The sequence below is a fragment of the Citrobacter pasteurii genome, assembly GCF_019047765.1.
Taxonomy (GTDB): domain Bacteria; phylum Pseudomonadota; class Gammaproteobacteria; order Enterobacterales; family Enterobacteriaceae; genus Citrobacter; species Citrobacter pasteurii.
Map to the genome: position 1 here is coordinate 3,213,691 of NZ_CP077262.1, position 22,301 is coordinate 3,235,991.

Annotated in this window: 23 protein-coding genes and 4 pseudogenes; 19 read left to right on the top strand and 8 right to left on the bottom strand. The window is 50.4% G+C overall.

Features of this window, described 5'->3' with window-relative positions; all coding sequences use genetic code 11:
* Positions 1-19: 19 nt before the first annotated feature.
* Together I6L54_RS15795 and I6L54_RS15800 are read right to left on the bottom strand one after the other, a co-directional pair.
* On the bottom strand, positions 20-214 hold the full coding sequence (locus tag I6L54_RS15795) for a hypothetical protein (RefSeq protein WP_032238386.1): 195 nt from the start codon (positions 212-214) through the stop codon (positions 20-22).
* A gap of 538 nt (positions 215-752) precedes the next feature.
* The gene (locus I6L54_RS15800; RefSeq protein ID WP_137378473.1) at positions 753-1,046 is read right to left on the bottom strand and encodes a hypothetical protein; all 294 of its coding nucleotides are present in this window, start codon (positions 1,044-1,046) and stop codon (positions 753-755) included.
* Between the two features lie 83 nt (positions 1,047-1,129).
* Here I6L54_RS15800 and I6L54_RS24625 point away from each other — a divergent pair.
* The 12 genes and pseudogenes from I6L54_RS24625 to roxA form a co-directional block, all read left to right on the top strand.
* A pseudogene (locus I6L54_RS24625) lies at positions 1,130-1,249 on the top strand (hypothetical protein); the annotation flags it as partial.
* Positions 1,242-1,406 (top strand): YdaE family protein, encoded by a 165-nt coding sequence (locus I6L54_RS15805; protein WP_040233536.1) that lies wholly within the window; start codon positions 1,242-1,244, stop codon positions 1,404-1,406. The pseudogene I6L54_RS24625 and the gene I6L54_RS15805, both read left to right, overlap by 8 nt.
* Positions 1,407-1,545: 139 nt before the next feature.
* Positions 1,546-4,830, top strand: coding sequence for a RecE family exodeoxyribonuclease (locus I6L54_RS15810; protein ID WP_217124624.1), 3,285 nt, complete (start codon positions 1,546-1,548; stop codon positions 4,828-4,830).
* 14 nt (positions 4,831-4,844) lie between these two features.
* Entirely contained in the window at positions 4,845-5,885 is a 1,041-nt protein-coding gene (locus I6L54_RS15815) for a RecT family recombinase (protein WP_040231990.1), read from the top strand.
* A gap of 34 nt (positions 5,886-5,919) precedes the next feature.
* Positions 5,920-6,264 (top strand): hypothetical protein, encoded by a 345-nt coding sequence (locus I6L54_RS15820; protein ID WP_040231988.1) that lies wholly within the window; start codon positions 5,920-5,922, stop codon positions 6,262-6,264.
* Positions 6,257-6,976, top strand: a complete 720-nt coding sequence (locus I6L54_RS15825) for an ASCH domain-containing protein (RefSeq protein WP_040231987.1) — start codon at positions 6,257-6,259, stop codon at positions 6,974-6,976. The genes I6L54_RS15820 and I6L54_RS15825 overlap by 8 nt, the downstream gene beginning before the upstream one ends.
* Positions 6,963-7,205, top strand: a complete 243-nt coding sequence (locus tag I6L54_RS15830) for a DUF4060 family protein (protein WP_005121071.1) — start codon at positions 6,963-6,965, stop codon at positions 7,203-7,205. Before I6L54_RS15825 ends, I6L54_RS15830 begins: the two co-directional genes overlap by 14 nt.
* A 64-nt stretch (positions 7,206-7,269) precedes the next feature.
* A complete protein-coding gene (gene xisR, locus I6L54_RS15835) occupies positions 7,270-7,485 on the top strand; it encodes an excisionase family protein (RefSeq protein WP_040231984.1) in 216 nt (71 codons plus the stop codon).
* Positions 7,485-8,771: a site-specific integrase gene (locus I6L54_RS15840; RefSeq protein ID WP_040231983.1), complete on the top strand. Its 1,287-nt coding sequence runs from the start codon at positions 7,485-7,487 to the stop codon at positions 8,769-8,771. The genes xisR and I6L54_RS15840 overlap by 1 nt, the downstream gene beginning before the upstream one ends.
* A gap of 73 nt (positions 8,772-8,844) precedes the next feature.
* Entirely contained in the window at positions 8,845-9,516 is a 672-nt protein-coding gene (gene phoP / locus I6L54_RS15845) for a two-component system response regulator PhoP (RefSeq protein ID WP_005121074.1), read from the top strand.
* Positions 9,516-10,979 (top strand): two-component system sensor histidine kinase PhoQ, encoded by a 1,464-nt coding sequence (gene phoQ, locus I6L54_RS15850; protein WP_040231982.1) that lies wholly within the window; start codon positions 9,516-9,518, stop codon positions 10,977-10,979. Before phoP ends, phoQ begins: the two co-directional genes overlap by 1 nt.
* 92 nt (positions 10,980-11,071) lie before the next feature.
* Entirely contained in the window at positions 11,072-12,193 is a 1,122-nt protein-coding gene (gene roxA / locus I6L54_RS15855) for a [50S ribosomal protein L16]-arginine 3-hydroxylase (RefSeq protein ID WP_005121076.1), read from the top strand.
* Between the two features lie 106 nt (positions 12,194-12,299).
* Here roxA and pepT read toward each other — a convergent pair whose 3' ends face one another.
* On the bottom strand, positions 12,300-13,523 hold the full coding sequence (gene pepT, locus I6L54_RS15860) for a peptidase T (protein ID WP_040231981.1): 1,224 nt from the start codon (positions 13,521-13,523) through the stop codon (positions 12,300-12,302).
* 250 nt (positions 13,524-13,773) lie between these two features.
* Between pepT and potA the strand changes: the two genes are divergently transcribed.
* The gene (gene potA / locus I6L54_RS15865) at positions 13,774-14,910 is read left to right on the top strand and encodes a spermidine/putrescine ABC transporter ATP-binding protein PotA (protein ID WP_040231979.1); all 1,137 of its coding nucleotides are present in this window, start codon (positions 13,774-13,776) and stop codon (positions 14,908-14,910) included.
* On the top strand, positions 14,894-15,757 hold the full coding sequence (gene potB, locus I6L54_RS15870) for a spermidine/putrescine ABC transporter permease PotB (RefSeq protein WP_040231977.1): 864 nt from the start codon (positions 14,894-14,896) through the stop codon (positions 15,755-15,757). Before potA ends, potB begins: the two co-directional genes overlap by 17 nt.
* Before the next feature lie 517 nt (positions 15,758-16,274).
* Here the strand turns inward: potB and I6L54_RS15875 are convergent.
* A pseudogene (locus I6L54_RS15875) lies at positions 16,275-16,433 on the bottom strand (IS3 family transposase); the annotation flags it as partial.
* Positions 16,427-16,720 carry a YciI family protein gene (locus I6L54_RS15880; RefSeq protein WP_040231976.1) on the bottom strand — a complete coding sequence of 98 codons (294 nt, stop codon included), beginning with the start codon at positions 16,718-16,720 and terminating at the stop codon, positions 16,427-16,429. The pseudogene I6L54_RS15875 and the gene I6L54_RS15880, both read right to left, overlap by 7 nt.
* Before the next feature lie 208 nt (positions 16,721-16,928).
* On the opposite strand from I6L54_RS15880, the gene I6L54_RS15885 reads away from it, so the two are divergent.
* Together I6L54_RS15885 and I6L54_RS15890 are read left to right on the top strand one after the other, a co-directional pair.
* The gene (locus I6L54_RS15885) at positions 16,929-17,543 is read left to right on the top strand and encodes a YagU family protein (protein WP_040231974.1); all 615 of its coding nucleotides are present in this window, start codon (positions 16,929-16,931) and stop codon (positions 17,541-17,543) included.
* 66 nt (positions 17,544-17,609) lie between these two features.
* Positions 17,610-17,711, top strand: a pseudogene (locus tag I6L54_RS15890) (DinI-like family protein); the annotation flags it as partial.
* A 111-nt stretch (positions 17,712-17,822) separates the two neighbouring features.
* Here the strand turns inward: I6L54_RS15890 and I6L54_RS15895 are convergent.
* The gene (locus I6L54_RS15895; RefSeq protein WP_040231973.1) at positions 17,823-18,080 is read right to left on the bottom strand and encodes a tail fiber assembly protein; all 258 of its coding nucleotides are present in this window, start codon (positions 18,078-18,080) and stop codon (positions 17,823-17,825) included.
* A gap of 207 nt (positions 18,081-18,287) precedes the next feature.
* Here I6L54_RS15895 and I6L54_RS24370 point away from each other — a divergent pair.
* The 3 genes and pseudogenes from I6L54_RS24370 to potD all read left to right on the top strand — a co-directional run.
* Positions 18,288-18,353: pseudogene (locus tag I6L54_RS24370) on the top strand (hypothetical protein); the annotation flags it as partial.
* A 243-nt stretch (positions 18,354-18,596) separates the two neighbouring features.
* Entirely contained in the window at positions 18,597-19,376 is a 780-nt protein-coding gene (potC, locus tag I6L54_RS15900; protein ID WP_003030794.1) for a spermidine/putrescine ABC transporter permease PotC, read from the top strand.
* Between the two features lie 24 nt (positions 19,377-19,400).
* Complete coding sequence (potD, locus tag I6L54_RS15905) at positions 19,401-20,447, top strand: spermidine/putrescine ABC transporter substrate-binding protein PotD (RefSeq protein ID WP_005121082.1); 1,047 nt, start codon at positions 19,401-19,403, stop codon at positions 20,445-20,447.
* A 99-nt stretch (positions 20,448-20,546) separates the two neighbouring features.
* Here the strand turns inward: potD and cobB are convergent, their stop codons facing one another.
* Positions 20,547-21,368: a Sir2 family NAD+-dependent deacetylase gene (gene cobB, locus I6L54_RS15910; RefSeq protein ID WP_040231971.1), complete on the bottom strand. Its 822-nt coding sequence runs from the start codon at positions 21,366-21,368 to the stop codon at positions 20,547-20,549.
* 15 nt (positions 21,369-21,383) lie between these two features.
* A complete protein-coding gene (nagK, locus tag I6L54_RS15915; protein ID WP_040231969.1) occupies positions 21,384-22,295 on the bottom strand; it encodes an N-acetylglucosamine kinase in 912 nt (303 codons plus the stop codon).
* Positions 22,296-22,301 lie beyond the last annotated feature (6 nt).

Below are 22,301 nucleotides of genomic sequence, written 5' to 3' on the forward strand. Positions count from 1 at the left end.
GCGCCGGGTTTTTTATTGCCTACCCTTTTCGCACTTCCTCAGCAGCAAACCTGAACACCTGTCGCCAAAAATCGTTCTGCTCAATATCCCCCAGCGACTCAAGCATTGAAATGATCGCCTCAGTAGTTGGCGCGTCTCCATGTGATATCAGATTCAGCGTCGCTCTACCTACCGCCTGACATACATCGTTGTAACCCACGTAGAATTTTTCCATAGCCCACCCTTATTGATGTTTTTACAACCACAAAATAGACCACAAAACATACTACTCGTGCCAACGCGTGCAACCAACTAAACTTTTTGTTTATACAAAAACACTCATTATGTTGACACGCAAATAAACATTGTGTTTAATTACTCCATTAACACAACCACCCAGGCAGGACGCCCACGAAGTAGCCATCCGGGGCATACGAAGACCGGAATGAGGTGGTGAGATTAACGCGCAGTAGGTTTGAAATGTTCCGCTGGCCTGGCGACAAGGGCAAACAAGGGGATTGAGATGAAAGGTAATACGAAGAAAACGGGGATGTACGGATTTGGGGCGTGCTGGGCACGTAAATTCGATTCACGCCAAAAGCTAATGCAACTCCCAAGTTCGCGGTTGAATGGCGGGAAAGGACCAAACAGCCCAGAAGCAAAACACCATCGCCGCGCACAGCAGCGATTCAACAAAACAGGCGGAATTCCACGCGGCAAAGCCTACGCGAAAATGTACCGCCTGGGGTATCGCAGTGAGAGTCGAAAGGATTTTATGCGAGCGACTCAATAGGTTTCAGGGCTAACGGCTGATCCTGCTCCGGCACATATCGCTCTTTAACGATAACTGACAATTTTTGTTTAGCCGCCGGGTCGTCATTTGATGTAACGAGGCTGTTTATCTGCTCTGAAAGTGAAAACCATCCGTGTGTATCGCAAACGTAAACCACTGATGGAACTTCACGAATAGTTGGTGGTTTTACTTTGATGTTAACCAACTGATTTGTCTGGTTAAAAGACAAAGCATCTTCACCACAAATAGGACATGGCTTAGTTATTGATTTCATAGTTATTCCTTGCTGGCTGTGTGAGAACTACCAGCATACCACCGAGCCTGAAGTGGATAAAAGACAGGCATAACAAGGAGATCAATATGATTGATTTTGCCAGAAGGCCAACCCGGCAGCGGGCCGTAAAACTGAACTGGGTAGAAGTGAATATTCGTCGTTTCTGTTACCTGCTTGCGCAGAAGGGAAATCCTGATGTGTAACTCAACCAAATGCGGTTATTGCGGCAAGCCAGTTAAACCGGAAGAAGTAATCAAAAGCACCCTTCTCTATCGCAACGGCTCACTGCTGGCGCGCAAAGAGAAAGTGTATTGCTCAAGACGTTGCGCTTCGCACGACCAGATGGCTCACGAAGGCTAACGTAAAACCCGCGCAAGGCGGGATCTACGTCCGGTGCCACCGACCAAAGTTACACCGGAAACAACATTAAAACCAAAGTTAACCCAATGGGCGCTATCAATGGTCCGGGGATTCTAACACCCAAAAATGAGGATCTCACATGGAATTCTTTTATGTGGTTAAAGCCACTCAGAAATCCGGAAAGCAAGATGCAGTGGTCTGGTTCACTGCCAAAACCGAGGCTCGCGCTAACCTGCAGCTGGATGTTGCTCTGGAAGATGCAGGCATCGAAACGGGCCGTGGTAAGGACTACGCTAGGCCGATTCGCACTGATTTTCCGGTTGTTGACGGCCTGCCGGAAGAAGGTGAAGTTGATTTCACCTGGTGTGATCGTTACGAACTTCAGGACGATGGGCACACCTGGCTGCCAAAAGCCGCTGGCGACGTTGACACCACTATCCCTACCGATGTGAAAACTACCGATGAAGTAGCGACTTCTGACGAGAATGTATCGTTAGAAAACCGCACCTCAGCCGTCCGCTTTGCCGTCCATCTGATGAACGATAAATACCAGACTCATATCACTAAAGAGCAGCAGCTGGCTGCCAGCGAAATGTCACTGGACGAAAGCAATACCTATCTCCAGAACCTGCTTGTGGCAAAGAACGATGCCCCCGAAACGGCCAAACTCAGCCTGAATGCTGAGTGGAAAATGATTCAGGCGGTTCAGGACATTTTCGCTCCAGACGAAGAGCACGAACCAAGATTGATCGCTGCATTCATGTCTGACTGGGTGAACACCGATGCCGGTGACCGCAATCAACTGGTAGAAGACTGGCGCAGTGGTAAGTTGCAGTTGCTCAAAACTGAAACCAGCAGCAATGCTGACATTACAACGGGTCAAGATCTCACTGTTGATGATGTCAGCCAGATTGACGAGAACGGCCAGGCCAAAGATGGCATCGTTGATGGTGAAGTCGGTACCAAAGAACAATCCCTGCAGGCAGAGCAGCCGCAGTTGATCACTGTCGCCACCTTATCCTTGCGCCAGCGTATCTTGGCTCAGTTCATCTCCGATGAATACGCTTATCACATCGATGCTGAGCAAAAGAAAATTATTCAGGGACTCGAGCTGGATGTGGATAACAGCTACGTCCAGAATCTGCTGCTTGCTGCTGAAAACGTGGAGTTTTTCAAGAATGCTGCTGAGATTGACATCTCTCGGGTTGTAGCCGCTCTGAAAACCGTCTTCCCGGTCGAAGGGAAACGGACTGAACTGTCTCTTGTTATGCGGTTCATCAGGATCTGGTTCAACACTGATTACATCGATCGCGGCCTGCTGGTCAAAGAATGGCAGAAAGGCAACCGCGTTGCGCAGATTCAACGCACTGACGTCAAAACCAATGCTGGCGGTGGAAATAAAACCGATCGCAATAACGACTACGTCCACACTCTGGATACTTTGGATGTTGAAATTGCGCTGGCCACCCTGCCAATGGATTTCAATATCTACGATATTCCTGGTGGGGTCTACCGTCGCGCTAAAGAGATTGTCAGCAAGAAAGAAAGTCCGTTCAGAGAATGGTCCGCCGCCCTACGCAAACGCGCTGGCATCCTGGATTATTCCCGTGCCGCTATTTTCGCGCTTATTCGCAGTGCAGAAGAAAATACTCACCATTTCCCGGAACTGCTGAGCCGTTACATCAATAAGAACCTGACTGAAGCCGACCACCAGTACCCAACTGAAGAAACGCTGGCTGATGCTGGTCATGCGCCGGACGTCAGCTGGGAAAATGAGATTAATGAGCAGGTCGTAGCAGAGCAGAAAACAGCTGCGGAACAACCACAAATCGCCAACATGGGCAACGGCGTATTCTCCATTGAAGGCCTGATAGGTGATCAACAAACATATACAGATGACCGCTCACCAGTTAAAGAGGAAACCACCCGCGATGTGCAGATGGAAGAAACTGTCAGTGATGAAAAACAGGCTGGTGATGAAGTGCAGTCAGGCGAAAGCAGTCTGGAAACTGGTGAAGAGCCACATACCGACCAGCAAGCCGATGTAAACCAGAATACGGATTCTGTCGCCCAAAATAGCGATTCTGTAAACCAAACCGAGCCAGAAGCGCAATCTGACGAACCAGCTGTTGTGTACCCCGATTACTTCGAGCCCGGCCGCTACGAAGGTATTCCGAACGATGTTTATCACGCAGCCAACGGTATCAGCTCTACCCAGGTGAAAGACGCACGTGTGTCGCTGATGTACTTCAATGCGCGCCACGTCGAGAAGACCATCACGAAAGATCGCTCTCCGGTTCTGGATATGGGCAACCTGGTGCATGCGCTGGCGCTACAACCCGAACAATTAGACGCAGAATTCAGCGTTGAACCGGTTATTCCAGAAGGTGCATTCACCACAACGGCAACGATCCGCACGTTTATCGATGAGTATAACGCCAGCCTGCCGGCGCAGCTGTCAGCCGACGATATCAAAGTGTTGCTGGAAAAACACAACGCCGCCCTGCCGCAGCAGGTGCCGCTCGGCGCATCGCTGGAAGAAACAGGTCAGAGTTACATGTCGCTGCCTGTTGGGTTCCAGCGTATCGAAGCAGACCAGAAACAGACCGCAGCGGCGATGAAAGCCTGCATCAAAGAGTACAACGCCACCCTGCCACCACAGGTGAGAACCAGCGGTAGTCGTGACGCACTGCTCGAGCAACTGGCGGTGATTAATCCTGATCTGGTTGCAAAGGAAGTGCAGAAGCCTCAACCCCTGAAAGTTTCCGGTACCAAAGCAGATCTGATTCAGACCGTTAAGTCTGTTAATCCTGATGCCGTCTTCGCCGACGAACTGTTGGATGCGTGGCGCGAGAATCCTCAAGGAAAAGTACTGGTCACCCGCCAGCAACTGAGCACTGCACTGGCCATTCAAAAAGCCCTGCTCCAGCACCCAACCGCCGGGATGCTGCTCCAGCACCCGAGTCGCGCTGTTGAGGTGAGTTATTTCGGGTTCGACGACGAAACCGGGCTGGAAGTCCGTGTGCGCCCAGATCTGGAAATCGACCTGGACGGGGTGCGCATCGGTGCCGACCTGAAAACCATCAGCATGTGGAACATTAAGCAGGAAGGCCTGCGCGCCAAACTGCACCGCGAAATCATCGACCGTGACTACCACCTGAGCGCGGCCATGTATTGCGAGACCGCAGCGCTGGACCAGTTCTTCTGGATTTTCGTCAACAAGGACGAGAACTACCACTGGATCGCCATCATCGAGGCATCCGCCGAACTGCTGGAGCTGGGCATGCTCGAGTACCGCAAGGCGATGCGCGCTATCGCTACCGGTTTTGACACTGGCGAGTGGCCAGCACCAATCACCGCTGATTACACCGACGAACTGAACGATTTCGACCTGCGCCGCCTTGAAGCGCTGCGTCTGGCTTAAGGGAGGATTTGACCATGCAAAATACCAACATCATTACGACTGAGCAGGCTCCTAACACCATTTCCGCCAGCAACGCTGTATTCAACGTGCAGGCGCTCGGCCAGCTTACCTCTTTCGCTGAATTGATGGCGCAGTCTGCCGTCACCGTCCCCAAACACCTGGCGGGGAAGCCCGCCGACTGTATGGCTATCGTCATGCAGGCCATGCAGTGGGGAATGAACCCATATGCGGTTGCCCAGAAAACGCACCTGGTGAATGGCGTTCTGGGTTACGAAGCGCAACTGGTTAACGCAGTGATTTCCAGTTCCAGCGCCATTATTGGCCGCTTCCATTACGAGTACGGCGGTGACTGGGAGAAGATCGCCGGGAAAAAAGACGGTCGTGATGAATTAGGTCTGTTTATCCGGGTTGGCGCCGTACTGCGCGGAGAAGAAGAAATCACCTGGGGCGAGCCAATCTACCTGGCAGATATCACCACACGTAACTCTCCATTGTGGAAAACAGCGCCAAAACAGCAGATCGCTTATCTGGCAGTCAAGTATTGGGCACGCTTGTACTGCCCTGAAGTCATCCTCGGCGTCTACAGCCCAGATGAAGTTGAGCCGCGTACTGAGAAAGAGATTAACCCGGCACCGAAGCACGTTAACCTGGCTGATATTTCTGGTGACACCGTCACAACCACGCAAAGCGCACAGGAATCGTCGGTAAATATTGGGTCTCTTGCCGATGATTTTCGCGAACGCATCGATGCTGCTCAGGATGTTGATAGCGCCAAAGTACTGCGTGCTGATATCGAAAGCGCGAAGGCCACACTCGGTTCAGCCCTGTTCACTGAGCTGAAGAACAAAGCGGTGAAACGTTATTACCTGGTTGATTCACGCAACAAGGTTGAGGCCGCAATCAACTCCCTACCGTCTCCGGATGACCCCGATGCAGCAGCGCGTTTCGGGGAAGTTGAGCGAGTTCTTGCAACTGCGAAACGTCACCTGGGCGATGAACTGCACGATCAGTTCAGCATCACCATGGCAGATATGAAACCGGAATACGTGGGCTAAGGGAGGCGGGAGGGTTCGCCCTCCCGGTAACGAGATGAGTAAATCATTAAATGCACGTTGCATCCGCCGTTGGGAAGTCGAGTTTAAACCTCTCTGCGATTCAAAGGTGAATCCGTACTGGCGCAAGCGTGATCTGCGCGGGTATATCCGCGAAGCGGCGCTCACCACTGCTTACAACATGGTTGAGAGCATGGCTGAGAACAACGCCAAATTTGACTATGACGGCACGACTATTGGCTGGTCGCCTGAGTTCTCAGCCTGGTATGACGAACGCCGGGAGCAGTACCTCAAAGAAGCGCGTGACTACCTGGACGAAGAAGCCAACAACGAAGAGATAGACGAAGAGATCGAGAACGAGCTGGAGGCCTGGAATGATTGAGCGCGGCATGATTTTTAACGGGGAGATGGTGCGCGCCATTCTCGACGGCCGGAAGACGCAGACGCGTCGGATCATGGCGATTCAGCCAGAGCATTCAGAGCTGGGATTACGCCGAGTGATTGACTCCAAAAATGGCAGAGATAACGGGAAGTATTTTTGGTCGCAGTCCGATGCGTGCGGCCTGAAGGCCCGCTCAAAAGTGTTCGGTTGTCCTTATGGAGAAGTTGGCGATCGCATCTGGGTGCGAGAGACGTTCCAGGGGCCGCTTGTTCCTGAGGAGTTATTCGAAGAATACCGAGCCCATCCTGAAAAGTTCGAAACGCCGCAATACTGCGAATATTCCGCTGATGGCGGTGCCAAACCTGAATACTGTGATCTTGACGATAATCTCCGTCACGGTTGGCGGCCGTCGATCCATATGCCGCGTTGGGCCAGCCGCATTCTGCTGGAGATTACTAACGTTGGAGTGCAGCGCCTCCAGTCAATCAGCCCGAACGATGCTGCGCGTGAAGGACTGGTTAAGCTACCTGCCACTGGCCGGTATTGCATAAATCAGGGGGATCAATATTTCGGTGATGCAAGCCATGATGCTCGCGAAGTATTTTCCTGGCTGTGGGCATCCATCTACGGCGAAGAAAGCTGGAATGCTAACCCTTGGGTCTGGGTTATTGAGTTTAAGCGTATCGATGGGGGCGACCATGCGACTAATTAACCGAGGCAATCAGCAATCCCCGTTAGCGCGTCAGGCATGCGACATCGCGCTGGCCACTCATCACGAACGCTATGGTGACTACGGGCGCAGCAAGATGAAGGAGACATACACGGTGAGAGTTGAAGGCGTGAAGGTATGGGTTGAGGTGGTTAACCGTAAGGCGAGCTACGTGGCCACAGCAATGACAGGTATGCGTAGATTGCGCGCGCTGCCTGGACAGGTGAGTTGATATTGAATTATCAGTGTAAGGCGGCAGGCCTGTTTATACTCGGCTTGCGGCCTGTGAGGTAAGCATGGCGCAGCTAATTTTTAATGAAGAGTGGATAGTTGAAACTCGTCTTAGTGAAAGAACGGGGCTAACCGAGAGACAAATTAAAAGTTATCGATTGAATTTGTGGATCGAAGGCGTGCATTTCAAACATCTGACAGCTCTCGGGGAAACTGACAATTCTAAAGGTCTGCTTTGGTACAACTATCCAAAGATTAACCAATTAGTACAGGAAGCATGATGGACTTTCCAACCGGCGTCGAGCTGCATAATGGAAAAATACGGATCACATTTACCTATCGCGGCAAACGTTGCCGCGAAGTCCTTCGGGGCTGGACGGTGACCAGCAGCAACATCAAAAAAGCTGGAAATCTTCGCGCACTCATCACAAGCGAAATACAGCTCGGTAAGTTCGACTATGCGGAACGCTTCCCGGAATCCAAAGCGCTTAATAAGTTCATCACAACCAAAAAAATCACCACGTTTAAAGAGTTGAGTGATTTTTTTACAGACACCAAAGCCTTAGAGGTATCTGGTGCAACGCTGCTATCGCTTACTTCGGTCGTAAATACGTTACAGCGTGTAATCGGAGAAAATACCCGTCTGGTAGATATTGAGCATGCCGATATTTTGCATTACCGAAAGGAGTTATTGACCGGGACAATTATTAACCCGGCGATGCCGAATCTGGCCCGGCAAGGCCGCGCGCCCTCAACAGTCAATAAACAGATGGCAGTTTTATCAGAAATGCTTAAGCTCGCAAACCGAAGCCAGTTTATATTGCATGCTCCTTATGAAGGAGTGTCGCGGCTCAAGTTATCTAAAAATGATCCCGACCCACTTTTACTTCATGAGTACCAGGCACTGATAGCCGCCCTTCCCCGTAGCCAGGCATTAATCATCATTGTTGCCGTACATACGGGGATGAGGCCGGGCGAGATATGCGCCCTGGCATGGGAAGATATTGATTTGGTAAAAGGTGAAATCCACGTATCCAGAAGTTTGACGAATAAGCGAGTATTTGTACCTCCTAAGACAGATGCCGGAATAAGGACAATAACGTTGCTTAGGCCTGTTCTGGATGCACTGAAGGAACAATACGAAATCACCGGCGCTAATCCGAAGCAAGAAATTCGATTTCACCATCGCGAGATCGGTAAAACTGAGCAGCAATCTCTTCGCTTCGTTTTTTCACCGACAGCATATTCGTCAAAGAAAGGCAGTTACTTTTCCAAGAACTCGATTGCCTATGGCTGGAAGCGAGGAACTAAACTTGCCAATATCCGCGAAAGGAATCCTTATCAGTCACGGCATACCTATGCCTGCTGGACGTTGATGGCCGGAGCTAACCCGTCATTCATAGCGAGTCAGATGGGGCATGAAGATGCGCGAATGGTGTACGAGGTTTACTCCAAGTGGATTGGCGACATGAACCAGGATCAGGTCAACATGCTGAACAATCAGATGCCAACAGCACTGCCCCCAGGACGCCCCCACGGGCGAGGGAGCATGAAAAAAGTTATTTAATTTCATAGCGCTGCTTTCAATCTACATAATCAGCGTTAAACTATTCGTACCATGAATTTAGGGAGAAACAATGATGCGCGTGCTGGTTGTTGAGGATAATGCATTATTACGCCACCACCTTAAGGTTCAGCTCCAGGATTTAGGCCACCAGGTGGATGATGCAGAAGATGCAAAGGAAGCAGACTATTTTCTTAATGAACACCTGCCGGATATTGCGATCGTCGATTTAGGGCTCCCCGATGAAGACGGACTATCACTGATCCGCCGCTGGCGCAGTAATGACGTTTCATTGCCCATTCTGGTATTAACTGCCCGTGAAGGCTGGCAGGACAAAGTGGAAGTGCTCAGTGCCGGTGCAGATGATTACGTCACCAAACCGTTTCACATTGAAGAAGTGGTTGCAAGAATGCAGGCATTGATGCGCCGCAATAGTGGCCTGGCCTCGCAGATAATCTCGCTTCCGCCATTTCAGGTGGACCTTTCTCGCCGCGAACTGTCCGTGAACGATGAAGTGATCAAACTTACGGCTTTCGAATACACCATTATGGAAACGCTGATCCGTAATAGCGGCAAAGTCGTTAGTAAAGATTCGCTTATGTTACAGCTCTACCCGGATGCCGAACTGCGTGAAAGTCACACCATTGATGTCCTGATGGGACGTCTGCGTAAAAAAATTCAGGCGCAATATCCGCATGAAGTGATCACCACCGTACGTGGGCAGGGTTATCTTTTTGAACTGCGCTAATGAATAAATTACTGCGTCATTTTTTCCCGTTATCGCTGCGGCTGCGCTTTTTGCTGGCAACCGCAGGCGTTGTACTGGTCCTCTCTCTGGCTTATGGCATGGTGGCTTTGGTTGGCTATAGCGTCAGCTTTGATAAAACAACATTTCGTCTGCTGCGTGGCGAAAGTAATCTGTTCTATACACTAGCCAAATGGGAAAACGGCAAAATCAATGTCGAGCTACCTGAAAATCTCGATATGCAAAGCCCTACAATGTCGCTGATTTATAATGAAAACGGTAAACTGCTCTGGGCCCAACGCGACGTTCCCTGGCTGGTACAACGTATTCACCCAGACTGGCTAAAGACAAATGGTTTTCATGAGATTGAAGCCAATGTCGACGCCACCAGCACATTGCTGCGCGAAGATCATTCGGCGCAACAGAAGCTAAGAGAAGTCAGAGAAGATGACGATAACGCTGAAATGACCCACTCCGTGGCGGTGAACATCTACCCTGCCACCGCCAGGATGCCACAACTGACCATTGTGGTTGTTGATACCATTCCTATTGAGCTCAAACGCTCATATATGGTCTGGAGCTGGTTTATATATGTGCTGGTCGCCAATCTGTTGCTGGTCATTCCGCTGTTATGGGTGGCGGCCTGGTGGAGCCTGCGACCTATCGAATCACTGGCGCGCGAAGTCCGTGAGCTTGAAGAACATCATCGCGAGATGCTTAATCCTGCCACCACGCGTGAACTCACCAGTCTGGTGCGCAACCTCAACCGCTTATTAAAGAGCGAACGTGAGCGCTACGATAAATACCGCACCACGTTAACGGATCTCACCCACAGCCTGAAGACACCGTTGGCCGTATTGCAAAGCACGCTACGCTCAATGCGTAATGAGAAAATGAGCGTAAGCGATGCTGAACCCGTCATGCTGGAGCAAATTAGCCGTATTTCACAGCAAATTGGCTATTATCTGCATCGTGCCAGCATGCGCGGCAGTAGCGCCCTTCTCAGCCGGGAATTGCATCCGGTTGCACCGTTGCTGGATAAACTGACCTCTGCATTAAACAAGGTGTACCAGCGTAAAGGGGTTAACATTAATCTCGACATTTCGCCTGAGATAAGCTTTGTGGGTGAACAGAACGATTTCGTCGAAGTGCTGGGTAACGTCCTGGATAACGCCTGTAAATATTGCCTGGAATTTGTCGAGATCTCAGCGCAATTAACAGAAGATCATCTGCACATTGTGGTAGAAGATGACGGCCCCGGTATTCCACACAGTAAACGTGAAGTGGTGTTCGACCGCGGTCAGCGCGTGGATACCTTACGCCCCGGGCAAGGTGTGGGCCTGGCCGTCGCACGTGAGATCACCGAGCAATATGACGGGCAGATTATCGCTGGCGACAGTCTGCTGGGCGGAGCGCGCATGGAAGTTGTTTTCGCCCGCCAACATCCGGGACAAAAAGACGAGTAATCTTTATATGTAATAAATATGTACTGACTTCACGCTTGAGGTTAAGTATCCGTTATAATCGGTTGCAGATACCAGCCTGCGGGATGCTCATTATGGAATACCAACTCACACTTAACTGGCCCGATTTTCTTGAACGCCACTGGCAGAAGCGCCCGGTGGTCTTAAAACGCGGGTTTAACAATTTTATTGACCCACTCTCTCCTGACGAACTGGCTGGACTGGCAATGGAAAGCGAAGTCGACAGCCGACTCGTCAGCCACCAGGATGGTAAATGGCAGGTTAGCCACGGTCCCTTTGAAAGCTATGACCATCTCGGCGAGAACAACTGGTCGCTTCTTGTGCAGGCGGTCAATCACTGGCACGAGCCAACCGCCGCGCTGATGCGCCCATTCCGCGAACTGCCGGACTGGCGTATCGACGATCTGATGATCTCCTTCTCCGTCCCCGGCGGCGGTGTTGGCCCACATCTGGATCAGTATGATGTGTTCATCATACAGGGAACCGGTCGCCGTCGCTGGCGCGTAGGTGAAAAACTGCAGTTGAAACAACACTGTCCTCACCCGGACCTCCTTCAGGTCGACCCGTTTGAAGCCATTATCGATGAAGAGCTGGAACCCGGCGATATTTTGTATATTCCACCTGGATTCCCGCACGAAGGCTACGCGTTGGAAAACGCAATGAATTACTCGGTAGGTTTCCGCGCACCGAATACCCGGGAGTTGATCAGCGGATTTGCTGATTACGTTCTGCAACGCGAACTGGGTAGCACGTACTACAGCGATCCAGATCTACCGCCACGCGACCATCCAGCAGACGTGCTGCCACAGGAAATGGACAAGCTGCGCGAAATGATGCTGGGGCTCATTAACCAGCCGGAGCATTTTAAACAGTGGTTTGGCGAGTTTATCTCTCAGTCGCGTCATGAACTGGACGTTGCTCCGCCTGAGCCGCCTTATCAGCCTGACGAAATCTATGATGCCCTGAAGCAAGGCGATGTCCTGGTCCGTCTGGGTGGGTTGCGCGTACTGCGCATTGGCGATGACGTTTATGTAAATGGTGAGAAAATTGACTCCCCGCACCGTCCGGCGCTGGATGCGCTGGCCAGCCATATTGTGCTGACGGCGGAAAACTTTGAGGATGCGCTGGAAGACCCGTCTTTCCTCGCCATGCTTGCCGCACTGGTGAATAGCGGATACTGGTTCTTCGAAGGGTAACCTATTGAGAGTGCGCCGGATGGCGCTTCGCTTATCCGGCCTACGGGATACGATATTTGTAGGCCGGATAAGCGAAGCGCCATCCGGCATCTACCGGCAAAAGCGGCTACTGTTTCGCCGTCAATTCCGCAATACGCACAATCACCTGCACCGCTTTTTCCATTCCCTCCAGGGTTACAAACTCATGTTTGCCATGATAGTTATAGCCACCGGTGAACAGATTCGGGCAAGGTAATCCCATGAACGACAGTTGCGCGCCGTCGGTGCCACCACGAATGGGTTTAAGATCCGGCTCAATGTCACAATCACGCATTGCCTGCTGAGCGATATCCAGCACATGCGGATGCTCGATCACTTTTTCACGCATATTGTAGTAGCTGTCTTCAATCACCAGCTCGATATAGCAGTCCGGATGTAACCCTTTGCCGACCTTTTTGGCGATATCCATAATTTTGCGTTTACGCGCTTCAAACTGCTTACGGTCAAAATCGCGGATAATGTAGTGCATATCAGCCCGATCGACCGTACCTTTCATGCTTGCCAGATGGTAAAAACCTTCGTAGCCTTCCGTCGCTTCGGGGCTTTCATCTGCCGGAACCTCCGCATGAATACGGGCAGCCAGCGACAGCGCATTCACCATCACTCCTTTTGCAGTACCGGGATGCACATTGTTGCCGACAATTTTGATATTGACCGATGCGGCGTTGAAGTTTTCAAACTCCAGCTCACCTACGCCACCGCCGTCAACGGTGTAGGCCCACTGCGCATCGAATGCTGCAACGTCGAAGTGCTTTGCGCCTTTACCGACTTCTTCGTCCGGCGTGAAGGCCACGCGGATATCACCGTGCGGAATGTCTTTTTGAATAAGCACAGCCAGCGCGGTCATAATTTCCGCCACACCGGCTTTATCATCCGCGCCCAGCAGCGTTTTACCGTCTGTGGTGATCAACGTTTGACCCAGAAGTTGATGCAGCACCGGGAACATCACCGGCGACAGAACTTCATCACCAATGCCTAACGCAATATCGCCGCCGCGGTAGTTTTCAACGATTTGTGGATTAACGTTTTTACCGCTGAAATCCGGTGAGGTATCCACATGGGAAATAAAGCCGATCGCGGGAATATTGCCTGCAACGTTAGCGGGCAACGTTGCCATCAGCGTCCCCTTTTCGCTCAGTGAAATGTTAACCAGCCCCATCTCTTCGAGCTGTTGTTTGAGCAGTTGTAATAACTTCCATTGTCCTTCGGTGCTGGGTACCTGCCGCACGCCCGATTTTGATTGGGTGTCCAGCGACACGTAGTGTAAAAAACGCTCAAGTAGTTTATCCATGCAGTCACCCTCACTTTTTGTGACAACATTATCAATAAGCAACAAAAGACAAATATTGCGTCAGGTCACTTTTATCCCCGCAAGTGAGAATATTTCTCCCTGACATCCCCTCTGACTATAGGGTTAAGTCAGTAATTCGCAACAAGGATTGGCGATTACAATGGTTTGCCGTAGAATAACCGCCCTCATTAAGAGTCATCAAGGTGGTTAACCACAAACCCCGCATCGGTCAGCCATCCGTTGCGTTTACATGGGACAGAGTAAAAAATTGAATAAACAACCGCGTTCGCTTTCTCCACTGGTGCAATTAGCGGGAATTCGCAAGAGTTTCGATGGCAAAGAGGTGATTTCCAGCCTGGATTTGACCATCAACAATGGCGAATTTCTCACGCTGCTTGGCCCCTCTGGCTGCGGTAAAACAACCGTTCTTCGCCTGATTGCCGGTCTGGAAACGGTTGATTCCGGTCATATTATGTTGGACAACCAGGACATCACTCACGTTCCTGCGGAAAACCGCTACGTGAACACCGTCTTCCAAAGCTATGCGTTATTCCCCCACATGACCGTGTTTGAGAATGTGGCCTTTGGTTTACGCATGCAGAAAACCCCTGCAGCCGATATTCCTCCTCGCGTTACTGAAGCCCTGCGCATGGTGCAACTGGAAGAGTTCGCTCAGCGAAAACCACATCAACTCTCCGGTGGCCAACAGCAGCGCGTGGCGATTGCCCGTGCGGTGGTCAATAAACCGCGTTTGCTTCTGCTGGATGAGTCTCTCTCTGCGCTGGACTATAAACTGCGTAAGCAGATGCAGAACGAACTGAAAGCGTTACAGCGTAAACTCGGTATCACTTTTGTTTTTGTCACCCACGATCAGGAAGAAGCACTGACAATGTCAGACCGCATTGTGGTCATGCGTGATGGCAAAATTGAGCAGGATGGCACACCGCGAGAAATCTACGAAGAACCGAAGAATCTGTTCGTCGCCGGATTCATCGGCGAGATCAATATGTTTAACGCGACGGTCATTGAACGTCTGGACGAACAGCGTGTTCGTGCTAACGTTGAAGGCCGCGAGTGCAATATTTACGTCAACTTCGCGGTAGTTCCCGGGCAGAAACTGCACGTTCTGTTACGCCCGGAAGATCTGCGCGTGGATGAAATCAACGACGATAATCATATTGAAGGACTTATCGGTTACGTGCGTGAACGTAACTATAAAGGCATGACGCTGGAGTCGGTTGTGGAACTGGAAAATGGCAAGATGGTAATGGTCAGCGAATTCTTCAACGAAGACGATCCTGACTTTGACCACTCGCTCGACCAGAAAATGGCGATTAACTGGGTAGAAAGCTGGGAGGTCGTACTGGCTGATGAAGAACACAAGTAAATTCCAGAGTGTGGTGATCGTCACCATTGTCGGTTGGCTTGTGTTGTTTGTCTTTCTGCCCAACCTGATGATCATCGGCACCAGCTTTTTGACCCGCGACGACGCTAATTTCGTCAAAATGGTCTTTACGCTGGAAAACTATGCTCGCCTGCTCGATCCGCTCTATTTTGAGGTGCTGGTTCACTCCCTCAATATGGCGCTGATTGCCACACTCGCCTGCCTGGTACTCGGCTATCCGTTTGCCTGGTTTTTAGTCAAACTGCCGGAGAAAGTGCGTCCACTGCTGCTGTTCCTGCTGATTGTTCCGTTCTGGACCAACTCGCTTATTCGCATCTACGGTCTCAAAATTTTCCTCAGTACCAAAGGCTATCTCAACGAGTTTCTGTTGTGGCTCGGCGTGATTGATACGCCCATTCGCATTATGTTTACCCCCAGCGCGGTCATTATTGGCCTGGTGTATATCCTGCTGCCATTTATGGTGATGCCGCTCTACTCCAGTATTGAGAAACTGGATAAACCGTTACTCGAAGCTGCGCGCGATTTGGGTGCCAGCAAACTTCAGACCTTCACCCGCATTATTATTCCGCTGACAATGCCGGGAATTATTGCCGGATGTTTGCTGGTGATGCTGCCAGCCATGGGGTTGTTTTACGTATCCGACCTAATGGGCGGCGCGAAAAACCTGCTGATTGGTAATGTGATTAAAGTGCAATTCCTGAACATCCGCGACTGGCCGTTTGGAGCCGCCACCAGTATTACCCTGACCATCGTCATGGGGCTGATGCTGCTGATCTACTGGCGCGCTTCCCGCTTGTTGAACAAGAAGGTTAGCGACATAGACAGTTAATTAATATTATTCAATAAGATAACATACTTTTTGGCATGCTTTTTACCCTCAAGTAAACTGCATGCCAACCCCAATATTTAGGTTTAGTAAAAATGTGTCAACTCAGCATCCCTGTTCAGGTTAATTAGGACAAAGCCCTGTCGGGGACTTTTTCGGGCCGCACTCAGCAAATCCATACACTTTATATCCCTTTCCCTCCATGCAACTCAGGATGTGATTGCTCCGGGCATTAAAACTCTCAATTGTCTCTCCAGGCTCTATGCCATTCAGACTCCAGTTATTGCCGTCAAGGTTTGCCCTTGGGTTAACACCGCAGCTATACAGATCAACTTTACGCTGTGTAACATTGGTTAAGCCAGATGCCTCCGGTTTCTGGAATACCTGGACCCAGGGGACATAGTCGTAATTTGAGGAATCCATATCAGCGACCACACAGCCTGTTAACATCACTACACTCGCTAATACCACCTTGCTGATCTTCAAAAATTGCTCCCTGAGATAAAGCCATCATCGGATATCATGGACTGACACCGCCGAGATAGCTGTGGCGCCGCGATCGATTATTGAACAGTTCAACGTGATCGAAGATATCCGCCCGGGCCAGCGCCCAGGCTTTATAGATGCGTTTTCTGATACGTTCTTTTTTCAGCGAACTGAAGAACGATTCTGTCAGAGCATATTTTCCAAAAACTGAGCTTTCATACTGGCCTCGAAGGGAATTATGTCGACTTTAGCGATATTCAACTTTTGGAATGGATCCTGGCTGAGGCGCTCTTCTAATGATTCAAGGCTGTCGCATTTCGCAAGTATGACCCCTCCATTACGAGGAACTCTTCTTCCTGATGCCAAAAAGACACCATCTGCATAGCCTTTCTTAAGCCACTCAACATGCGCTGGAATTTGAGCGTCAACTTCCTCTAGCGGCTTTACATAAGTTAAAACAACAACATAAATGATACTCATCCTATAATCCTTATAGAAGGAAGGTATTAGGATGATATCACCCTGCAAAATAAGGAGAAAGTAACCTGATAGCTTCCAATCATTTTAGGGATCCCTGTTACTAACTCATGAGCAGAACATACAGCCACATACAATTCTTTACATTCATTGTTTTTTATGAATACTACTTAGTGATTACGTTAATGTAATGAAATTCAATGGATGAAATATGAATATATTTGAACAAACCCCACCTAACCGCAGACGTTATGGCCTGGCTGCTTTTATCGGGTTAATCGCCGGTATCGTATCAGCATTCGTTAAATGGGGGGCTGAAGTACCTTTGCCGCCCCGTAGCCCGTCTGATATGTTTACTACCGCATGTGTTCCGGAATCATTAATCCGAGCGGCGGGACAAATTGATTGCTCCCGCAATTTTCTGAACCCTCCATATATTTTTCTGCGAGACTGGATGGGACTTGCAGATCCTAACGCAGCGGTCTACACCTTTGCCGGGCATGTGTTTAACTGGGTTGGTGTAACACACATCATTTTTTCTATTGTGTTCGCCGTAGGCTACTGTGTAGTTGCAGAAGTTTTTCCCAAAATTAAACTCTGGCAGGGGTTGTTGGCTGGTGCATTAGCCCAGCTTTTCGTACATATGATTTCCTTCCCTCTCATGGGACTGACCCCTCCTCTCGCTGACCTTCCATGGTATGAGAATGTATCCGAAATTTTTGGTCATTTAATCTGGTTCTGGTCCATCGAAATTATTCGACGAGATCTACGTAACAGGATTACTCACCAACCGGATCCGGAAATCCCTTTGGGGACAACCCGCTGATACCATCAATGAGATAGTAAAATGGCGCATATACAGCGCCATTTTTAGTATCTATGCTGAATACCACCAGCGATCAACACTGACGCCAGCAAGCATGAGAAAGGTCAGATAAGCCGGACAGTCCAGGAAATGTTTGGAGAGGCTGAGTTTTGGTTGGTAAATGAATAAAACCCGTGATTTTATGTGAGTCGACACCTCTTAATTCGTCTGTACTATTTTTCTGGAGTCGCGGGCCAGACAGGTTTTGTCGTATCAACCCGTATCAACGGCATCCTGCCGCTATGAAATTTCTGTATCAGCGACTGATTTCAGTGTCTGTCGTTTCTGCCCGGCGCGTTCCTGTTGCTCATCTTTTGTTAATTCCGGGTACGGCACCAGAACAGGAAAACCATTATCATCGGACTGAATCCGACCATTAATTTGGCTGTCTAAAATTCTCTGGCCTTCGTCATCGCTGATATGCACAAAACTCCCCGGGATTTTGTCATCGGGAGTGTTGTCGCCATAAAATCCGTCATTCAACGCGCAATACTTCATACAACCCCCTTACCAATTGCGATACAAGAAAGGGTGGTAGCGATCACCGAAGATTTAGAGTCTGCAGAAAGAATTCTGGCTCCTGCTGCCGTGCTATTTGATAACTCCCACCCGACAGTATTCACCCCTTCAGTACCTGAAGAAATATCTGACGGTACAACCAGATATGGTGTGCCAACAAAAGCATGTGGAAACTGAACATTGCCTGTATCCGAGCGACTATATCGCGCACAAGGCATTGATACCAAAACACTACCAGGCCATCAAGTGTAGGCAACAACAGATCGCTATAACGACACTCGCGGTCAGGAATGGGTAAGGCTGGTCATTTAAATGGGCATTTTTTCCCGATCACCTGGAAAATTGTTGTAAAATTCGCGGCCTTAGTGATGGCCGCTTATTTTTGGTTGTCTGTTTTGGTGGGAAGTTTTGGAGAGATTTTGGAGAAGAGAAAAAGTTGATTATTTTCAATGCTCTGAAAGCATCCTGCCTTCTGAACAAGAAGGTGGAACTCGAATGATCGGTCGACTGCTTCGCGGCGGTTTTATGACCGCTATCTACGCGTACCTGTATATTCCAATCATCATTTTGATTGTGAACTCCTTTAACAGCTCGCGCTTCGGCATTAACTGGCAAGGCTTTACCACCAAATGGTACGGCCTGCTGATGAACAACGACAGTTTGCTTCAGGCGGCACAGCACTCACTGACGATGGCCGTGCTCTCCGCGACCTTTGCCACACTGATCGGTTCACTGACTGCGGTCGCCTTATATCGCTACCGTTTTCGCGGTAAACCGTTCGTCAGTGGCATGCTGTTCGTGGTGATGATGTCGCCGGATATCGTGATGGCAATTTCGCTGCTGGTGCTGTTTATGCTGATTGGCATTCAGTTGGGCTTCTGGTCGCTGCTGTTTTCACATATCACGTTCTGCCTGCCTTTTGTGGTAGTAACGGTCTACTCACGTTTGAAAGGCTTTGACGTACGTATGCTTGAAGCAGCAAAAGACCTGGGTGCCAGTGAAGTGACTATTCTACGCAAAATCATTCTGCCACTGGCCATGCCTGCGGTGGCTGCCGGTTGGTTACTGAGCTTTACGCTGTCGATGGATGATGTTGTCGTTTCGTCCTTCGTTACCGGGCCGGGCTATGAAATTTTGCCATTAAAAATCTACTCAATGGTTAAAGTCGGTGTATCACCAGAAGTGAACGCACTGGCAACCATTTTGTTGGTTCTGTCGCTGGTTATGGTGATCGCCAGCCAGCTTATTGCACGTGATAAAACCAAGGGCCGTTGAGGCCTTTCATTCAGGGGACGTTAAATGAAAAAATGGTCACGCCACCTGCTCGCGGCGGGTGCTCTGGCACTGGGCATGAGCGCCGCTCACGCTGATGATAACAACACGCTTTATTTCTATAACTGGACCGAATACGTTCCGCCAGGGCTACTGGAACAGTTCACTAAAGAGACCGGGATCAAGGTTATCTATTCGACCTACGAGTCGAATGAGACCATGTACGCCAAGCTCAAAACCTACAAAGACGGTGCGTACGATCTGGTGGTGCCTTCCACCTATTACGTCGACAAAATGCGCAAGGAAGGCATGATCCAAAAGATCGATAAGTCGAAGTTAACCAACTTCCACAACCTCGATCCGGAAATGCTCAATAAACCGTTTGACCCGAACAACGACTACTCAATTCCTTATATCTGGGGTGCGACGGCCATTGGTATTAACAGTGACGCTATTGATCCAAAAACCGTGACCAGCTGGGCTGACCTGTGGAAACCGGAATACAAAGGCAGCCTGCTGTTAACGGATGATGCCCGCGAAGTATTCCAGATGGCGCTACGCAAGCTGGGATACTCCGGGAATACCACCGACCCGAAAGAGATTGAAGCCGCGTATAACGAACTCAAGAAGCTAATGCCTAACGTTGCAGCCTTCAACTCCGATAACCCGGCTAATCCGTATATGGAAGGCGAAGTTAATCTGGGGATGGTGTGGAACGGCTCTGCATTCGTGGCGCGTCAGGCGGGTACACCGCTGGAAGTCGTCTGGCCGAAAGAAGGGGGTATTTTCTGGATGGATAGCCTGTCTATTCCGGCAAATGCCAAAAACAAAGAAGGTGCGCTGAAGCTAATTAACTTCCTGCTGCGCCCGGATGTCGCGAAAGAAGTCGCGGAAACCATCGGTTACCCGACGCCAAACCTGGCGGCACGTAAGCTTTTAAGTCCGGAAGTGGCTAACGATAAAACCCTGTATCCGGATGCAGAAACCATCAACAAAGGGGAATGGCAGAACGATGTCGGTTCCGCCAGCGCCATCTATGAAGAGTATTATCAGAAGCTAAAAGCAGGACGTTAATTGCCTTCCTCGTAGGCCGGATAAGACGCGCCAGCGTCGCATCCGGCGCATCATCACTGCCCGATGGCGCTGCGCTTATCGGGCCTACGCCATCCGTGCTCACAGACCTTTCAATAACTTCTCTACAAACTCAGGCACCACCTGGCTTGCCGGACCGTAATACTTTTCTTCAAACTCGCTACCCACCTGGCTTGGCTCAAGATTTAACTCCACCGTATGCGCCCCATGCAGACGCGCTTCGTGGACAAAACCCGCGGCCGGATAAACATGCCCTGACGTGCCAATGGCAATGAAAACATCTGCCATCGCCAGTGCCATATAAATTTCATCCATTCCCAGAGGCATTTCGCCAAACCAGACAACGTGCGGTCGCAGAGGGGCTGGGAACTGGCAGCAATGGCATTTGTCTTCTGGCGTGACGTCCCCTGTCCAGTCTAAAATCTGCCCGCTTTGCGAACAGCGAACCTTAAGAAGCTCGCCGTGCATGTGGATAACGTTCTGACTTCCCGCACGTTCGTGCAGATTATCGATATTTTGCGTTACCAGTAGAAAGCGATCACCCAACTCGGCTTCGAGTTTTGCTAACGCAATATGCGCCGCATTTGGTTGAATTTCGGGTTGCTGTAACTGGTGGCGGCGGGCGTTATAAAATGACTGAACCAGCCCAGGATTACGGCTAAATCCTTCCGGCGTTGCCACATCCTCAACCCGATGTTCTTCCCAAAGACCATCCGCAGCACGGAAGGTACGAATCCCTGACTCAGCGGAAATCCCCGCGCCAGTCAGAACTAACACCCTTGGTTTTTCCACCAACTCAGGCACCACTCTGTCTCTGAAAAAGATCCGTTGACGCAGGCGATCGCGCAAATGGCGTTTATTTTTACGAAAACGGCTTAATCGATGACCCCGACGCGACAGCATAACAACCTCTTTGTATTAATCGGTAAGATGTAGGAAAGCGGCTCCGCGCATCCCACCCGCATCACCGTGTCGTGCCTGCTCAATACGCGGCACACGGGCAACGGGCAGCAAATGACGTGGCAGCCTGCCCGCCAACTGCGTCGTAATAGCGGTAAAGTTCGACAAGCCACCGCCAATCACCACTAAATCTGGATCGACGATAGTCAGGATATTCCCCAGGCAAACGGCCAGCAAATCCAGATAACGCTCTACATGTGCACGCGCATGCTCATCGCCTTGCTCCCAGAGGGCGATAATTTCACGGGCATCCAGAGGTTGATGGTAGTAATGCTGGTACAACCATGCAAATCCGCCACCGGAAAGATAGCTTTCGATGCAGCCCAGTTGACCACATCCGCAACGACGCAGTGGGAAATCAAATCCCATCAACGTCAACGCATCAACAGGCAAACGGATATGACCGAACTCGCCGGTAATATAGCTACGTCCGGTGATAGACTTTCCGTTAAGCACCAGGCCACCACCGACACCGGTGCCGAGGATTAAGCCCATCACTAACGGATACTGGGTGAACCCATCGTCCCAGGCTTCGGAGAGTGCAAAACAGTTGGCATCATTATCCAGACGCACATCACGATCCAGTCGTGCGCTGAGATCGGCCCGCAGCGGTTTGCCACTGGCAGCAGGAACGTTAGCCGCGTACAGCGTGCCGTCTTCGGTCTCAGGCATGCCAGGAATACCAATCCCTACTGAACCCTTAACGCCAAAGCGCTGGTCCGCCTCCGTCACCAGAGCGCACACAGCATCAAGGAAAGCGTCATAACTGTCACGCGGCGTAGGGACACGTTTCTCCCACTGCAAACGACGGTGATTATCGAAGACGCCTAACGCAATTTTTGTCCCGCCAATGTCAAACCCGTAATACATCACCGC

What these genes read in the sequence shown, in the direction of transcription:
- I6L54_RS15795 (WP_032238386.1), bottom strand. Translation starts at nt 214, where the DNA reads ATGGAAAAATTCTACGTGGGTTACAACGATGTATGTCAGGCGGTAGGT.
- I6L54_RS15800 (WP_137378473.1), bottom strand. Translation starts at nt 1,046, where the DNA reads ATGAAATCAATAACTAAGCCATGTCCTATTTGTGGTGAAGATGCTTTG.
- I6L54_RS15805 (WP_040233536.1), top strand. Translation starts at nt 1,242, where the DNA reads ATGTGTAACTCAACCAAATGCGGTTATTGCGGCAAGCCAGTTAAACCG.
- I6L54_RS15810 (WP_217124624.1), top strand. Translation starts at nt 1,546, where the DNA reads ATGGAATTCTTTTATGTGGTTAAAGCCACTCAGAAATCCGGAAAGCAA.
- I6L54_RS15815 (WP_040231990.1), top strand. Translation starts at nt 4,845, where the DNA reads ATGCAAAATACCAACATCATTACGACTGAGCAGGCTCCTAACACCATT.
- I6L54_RS15820 (WP_040231988.1), top strand. Translation starts at nt 5,920, where the DNA reads ATGAGTAAATCATTAAATGCACGTTGCATCCGCCGTTGGGAAGTCGAG.
- I6L54_RS15825 (WP_040231987.1), top strand. Translation starts at nt 6,257, where the DNA reads ATGATTGAGCGCGGCATGATTTTTAACGGGGAGATGGTGCGCGCCATT.
- I6L54_RS15830 (WP_005121071.1), top strand. Translation starts at nt 6,963, where the DNA reads ATGCGACTAATTAACCGAGGCAATCAGCAATCCCCGTTAGCGCGTCAG.
- xisR (WP_040231984.1), top strand. Translation starts at nt 7,270, where the DNA reads ATGGCGCAGCTAATTTTTAATGAAGAGTGGATAGTTGAAACTCGTCTT.
- I6L54_RS15840 (WP_040231983.1), top strand. Translation starts at nt 7,485, where the DNA reads ATGGACTTTCCAACCGGCGTCGAGCTGCATAATGGAAAAATACGGATC.
- phoP (WP_005121074.1), top strand. Translation starts at nt 8,845, where the DNA reads ATGCGCGTGCTGGTTGTTGAGGATAATGCATTATTACGCCACCACCTT.
- phoQ (WP_040231982.1), top strand. Translation starts at nt 9,516, where the DNA reads ATGAATAAATTACTGCGTCATTTTTTCCCGTTATCGCTGCGGCTGCGC.
- roxA (WP_005121076.1), top strand. Translation starts at nt 11,072, where the DNA reads ATGGAATACCAACTCACACTTAACTGGCCCGATTTTCTTGAACGCCAC.
- pepT (WP_040231981.1), bottom strand. Translation starts at nt 13,523, where the DNA reads ATGGATAAACTACTTGAGCGTTTTTTACACTACGTGTCGCTGGACACC.
- potA (WP_040231979.1), top strand. Translation starts at nt 13,774, where the DNA reads ATGGGACAGAGTAAAAAATTGAATAAACAACCGCGTTCGCTTTCTCCA.
- potB (WP_040231977.1), top strand. Translation starts at nt 14,894, where the DNA reads ATGAAGAACACAAGTAAATTCCAGAGTGTGGTGATCGTCACCATTGTC.
- I6L54_RS15880 (WP_040231976.1), bottom strand. Translation starts at nt 16,720, where the DNA reads ATGAGTATCATTTATGTTGTTGTTTTAACTTATGTAAAGCCGCTAGAG.
- I6L54_RS15885 (WP_040231974.1), top strand. Translation starts at nt 16,929, where the DNA reads ATGAATATATTTGAACAAACCCCACCTAACCGCAGACGTTATGGCCTG.
- I6L54_RS15895 (WP_040231973.1), bottom strand. Translation starts at nt 18,080, where the DNA reads ATGAAGTATTGCGCGTTGAATGACGGATTTTATGGCGACAACACTCCC.
- potC (WP_003030794.1), top strand. Translation starts at nt 18,597, where the DNA reads ATGATCGGTCGACTGCTTCGCGGCGGTTTTATGACCGCTATCTACGCG.
- potD (WP_005121082.1), top strand. Translation starts at nt 19,401, where the DNA reads ATGAAAAAATGGTCACGCCACCTGCTCGCGGCGGGTGCTCTGGCACTG.
- cobB (WP_040231971.1), bottom strand. Translation starts at nt 21,368, where the DNA reads ATGCTGTCGCGTCGGGGTCATCGATTAAGCCGTTTTCGTAAAAATAAA.
- nagK (WP_040231969.1), bottom strand. Translation starts at nt 22,295, where the DNA reads ATGTATTACGGGTTTGACATTGGCGGGACAAAAATTGCGTTAGGCGTC.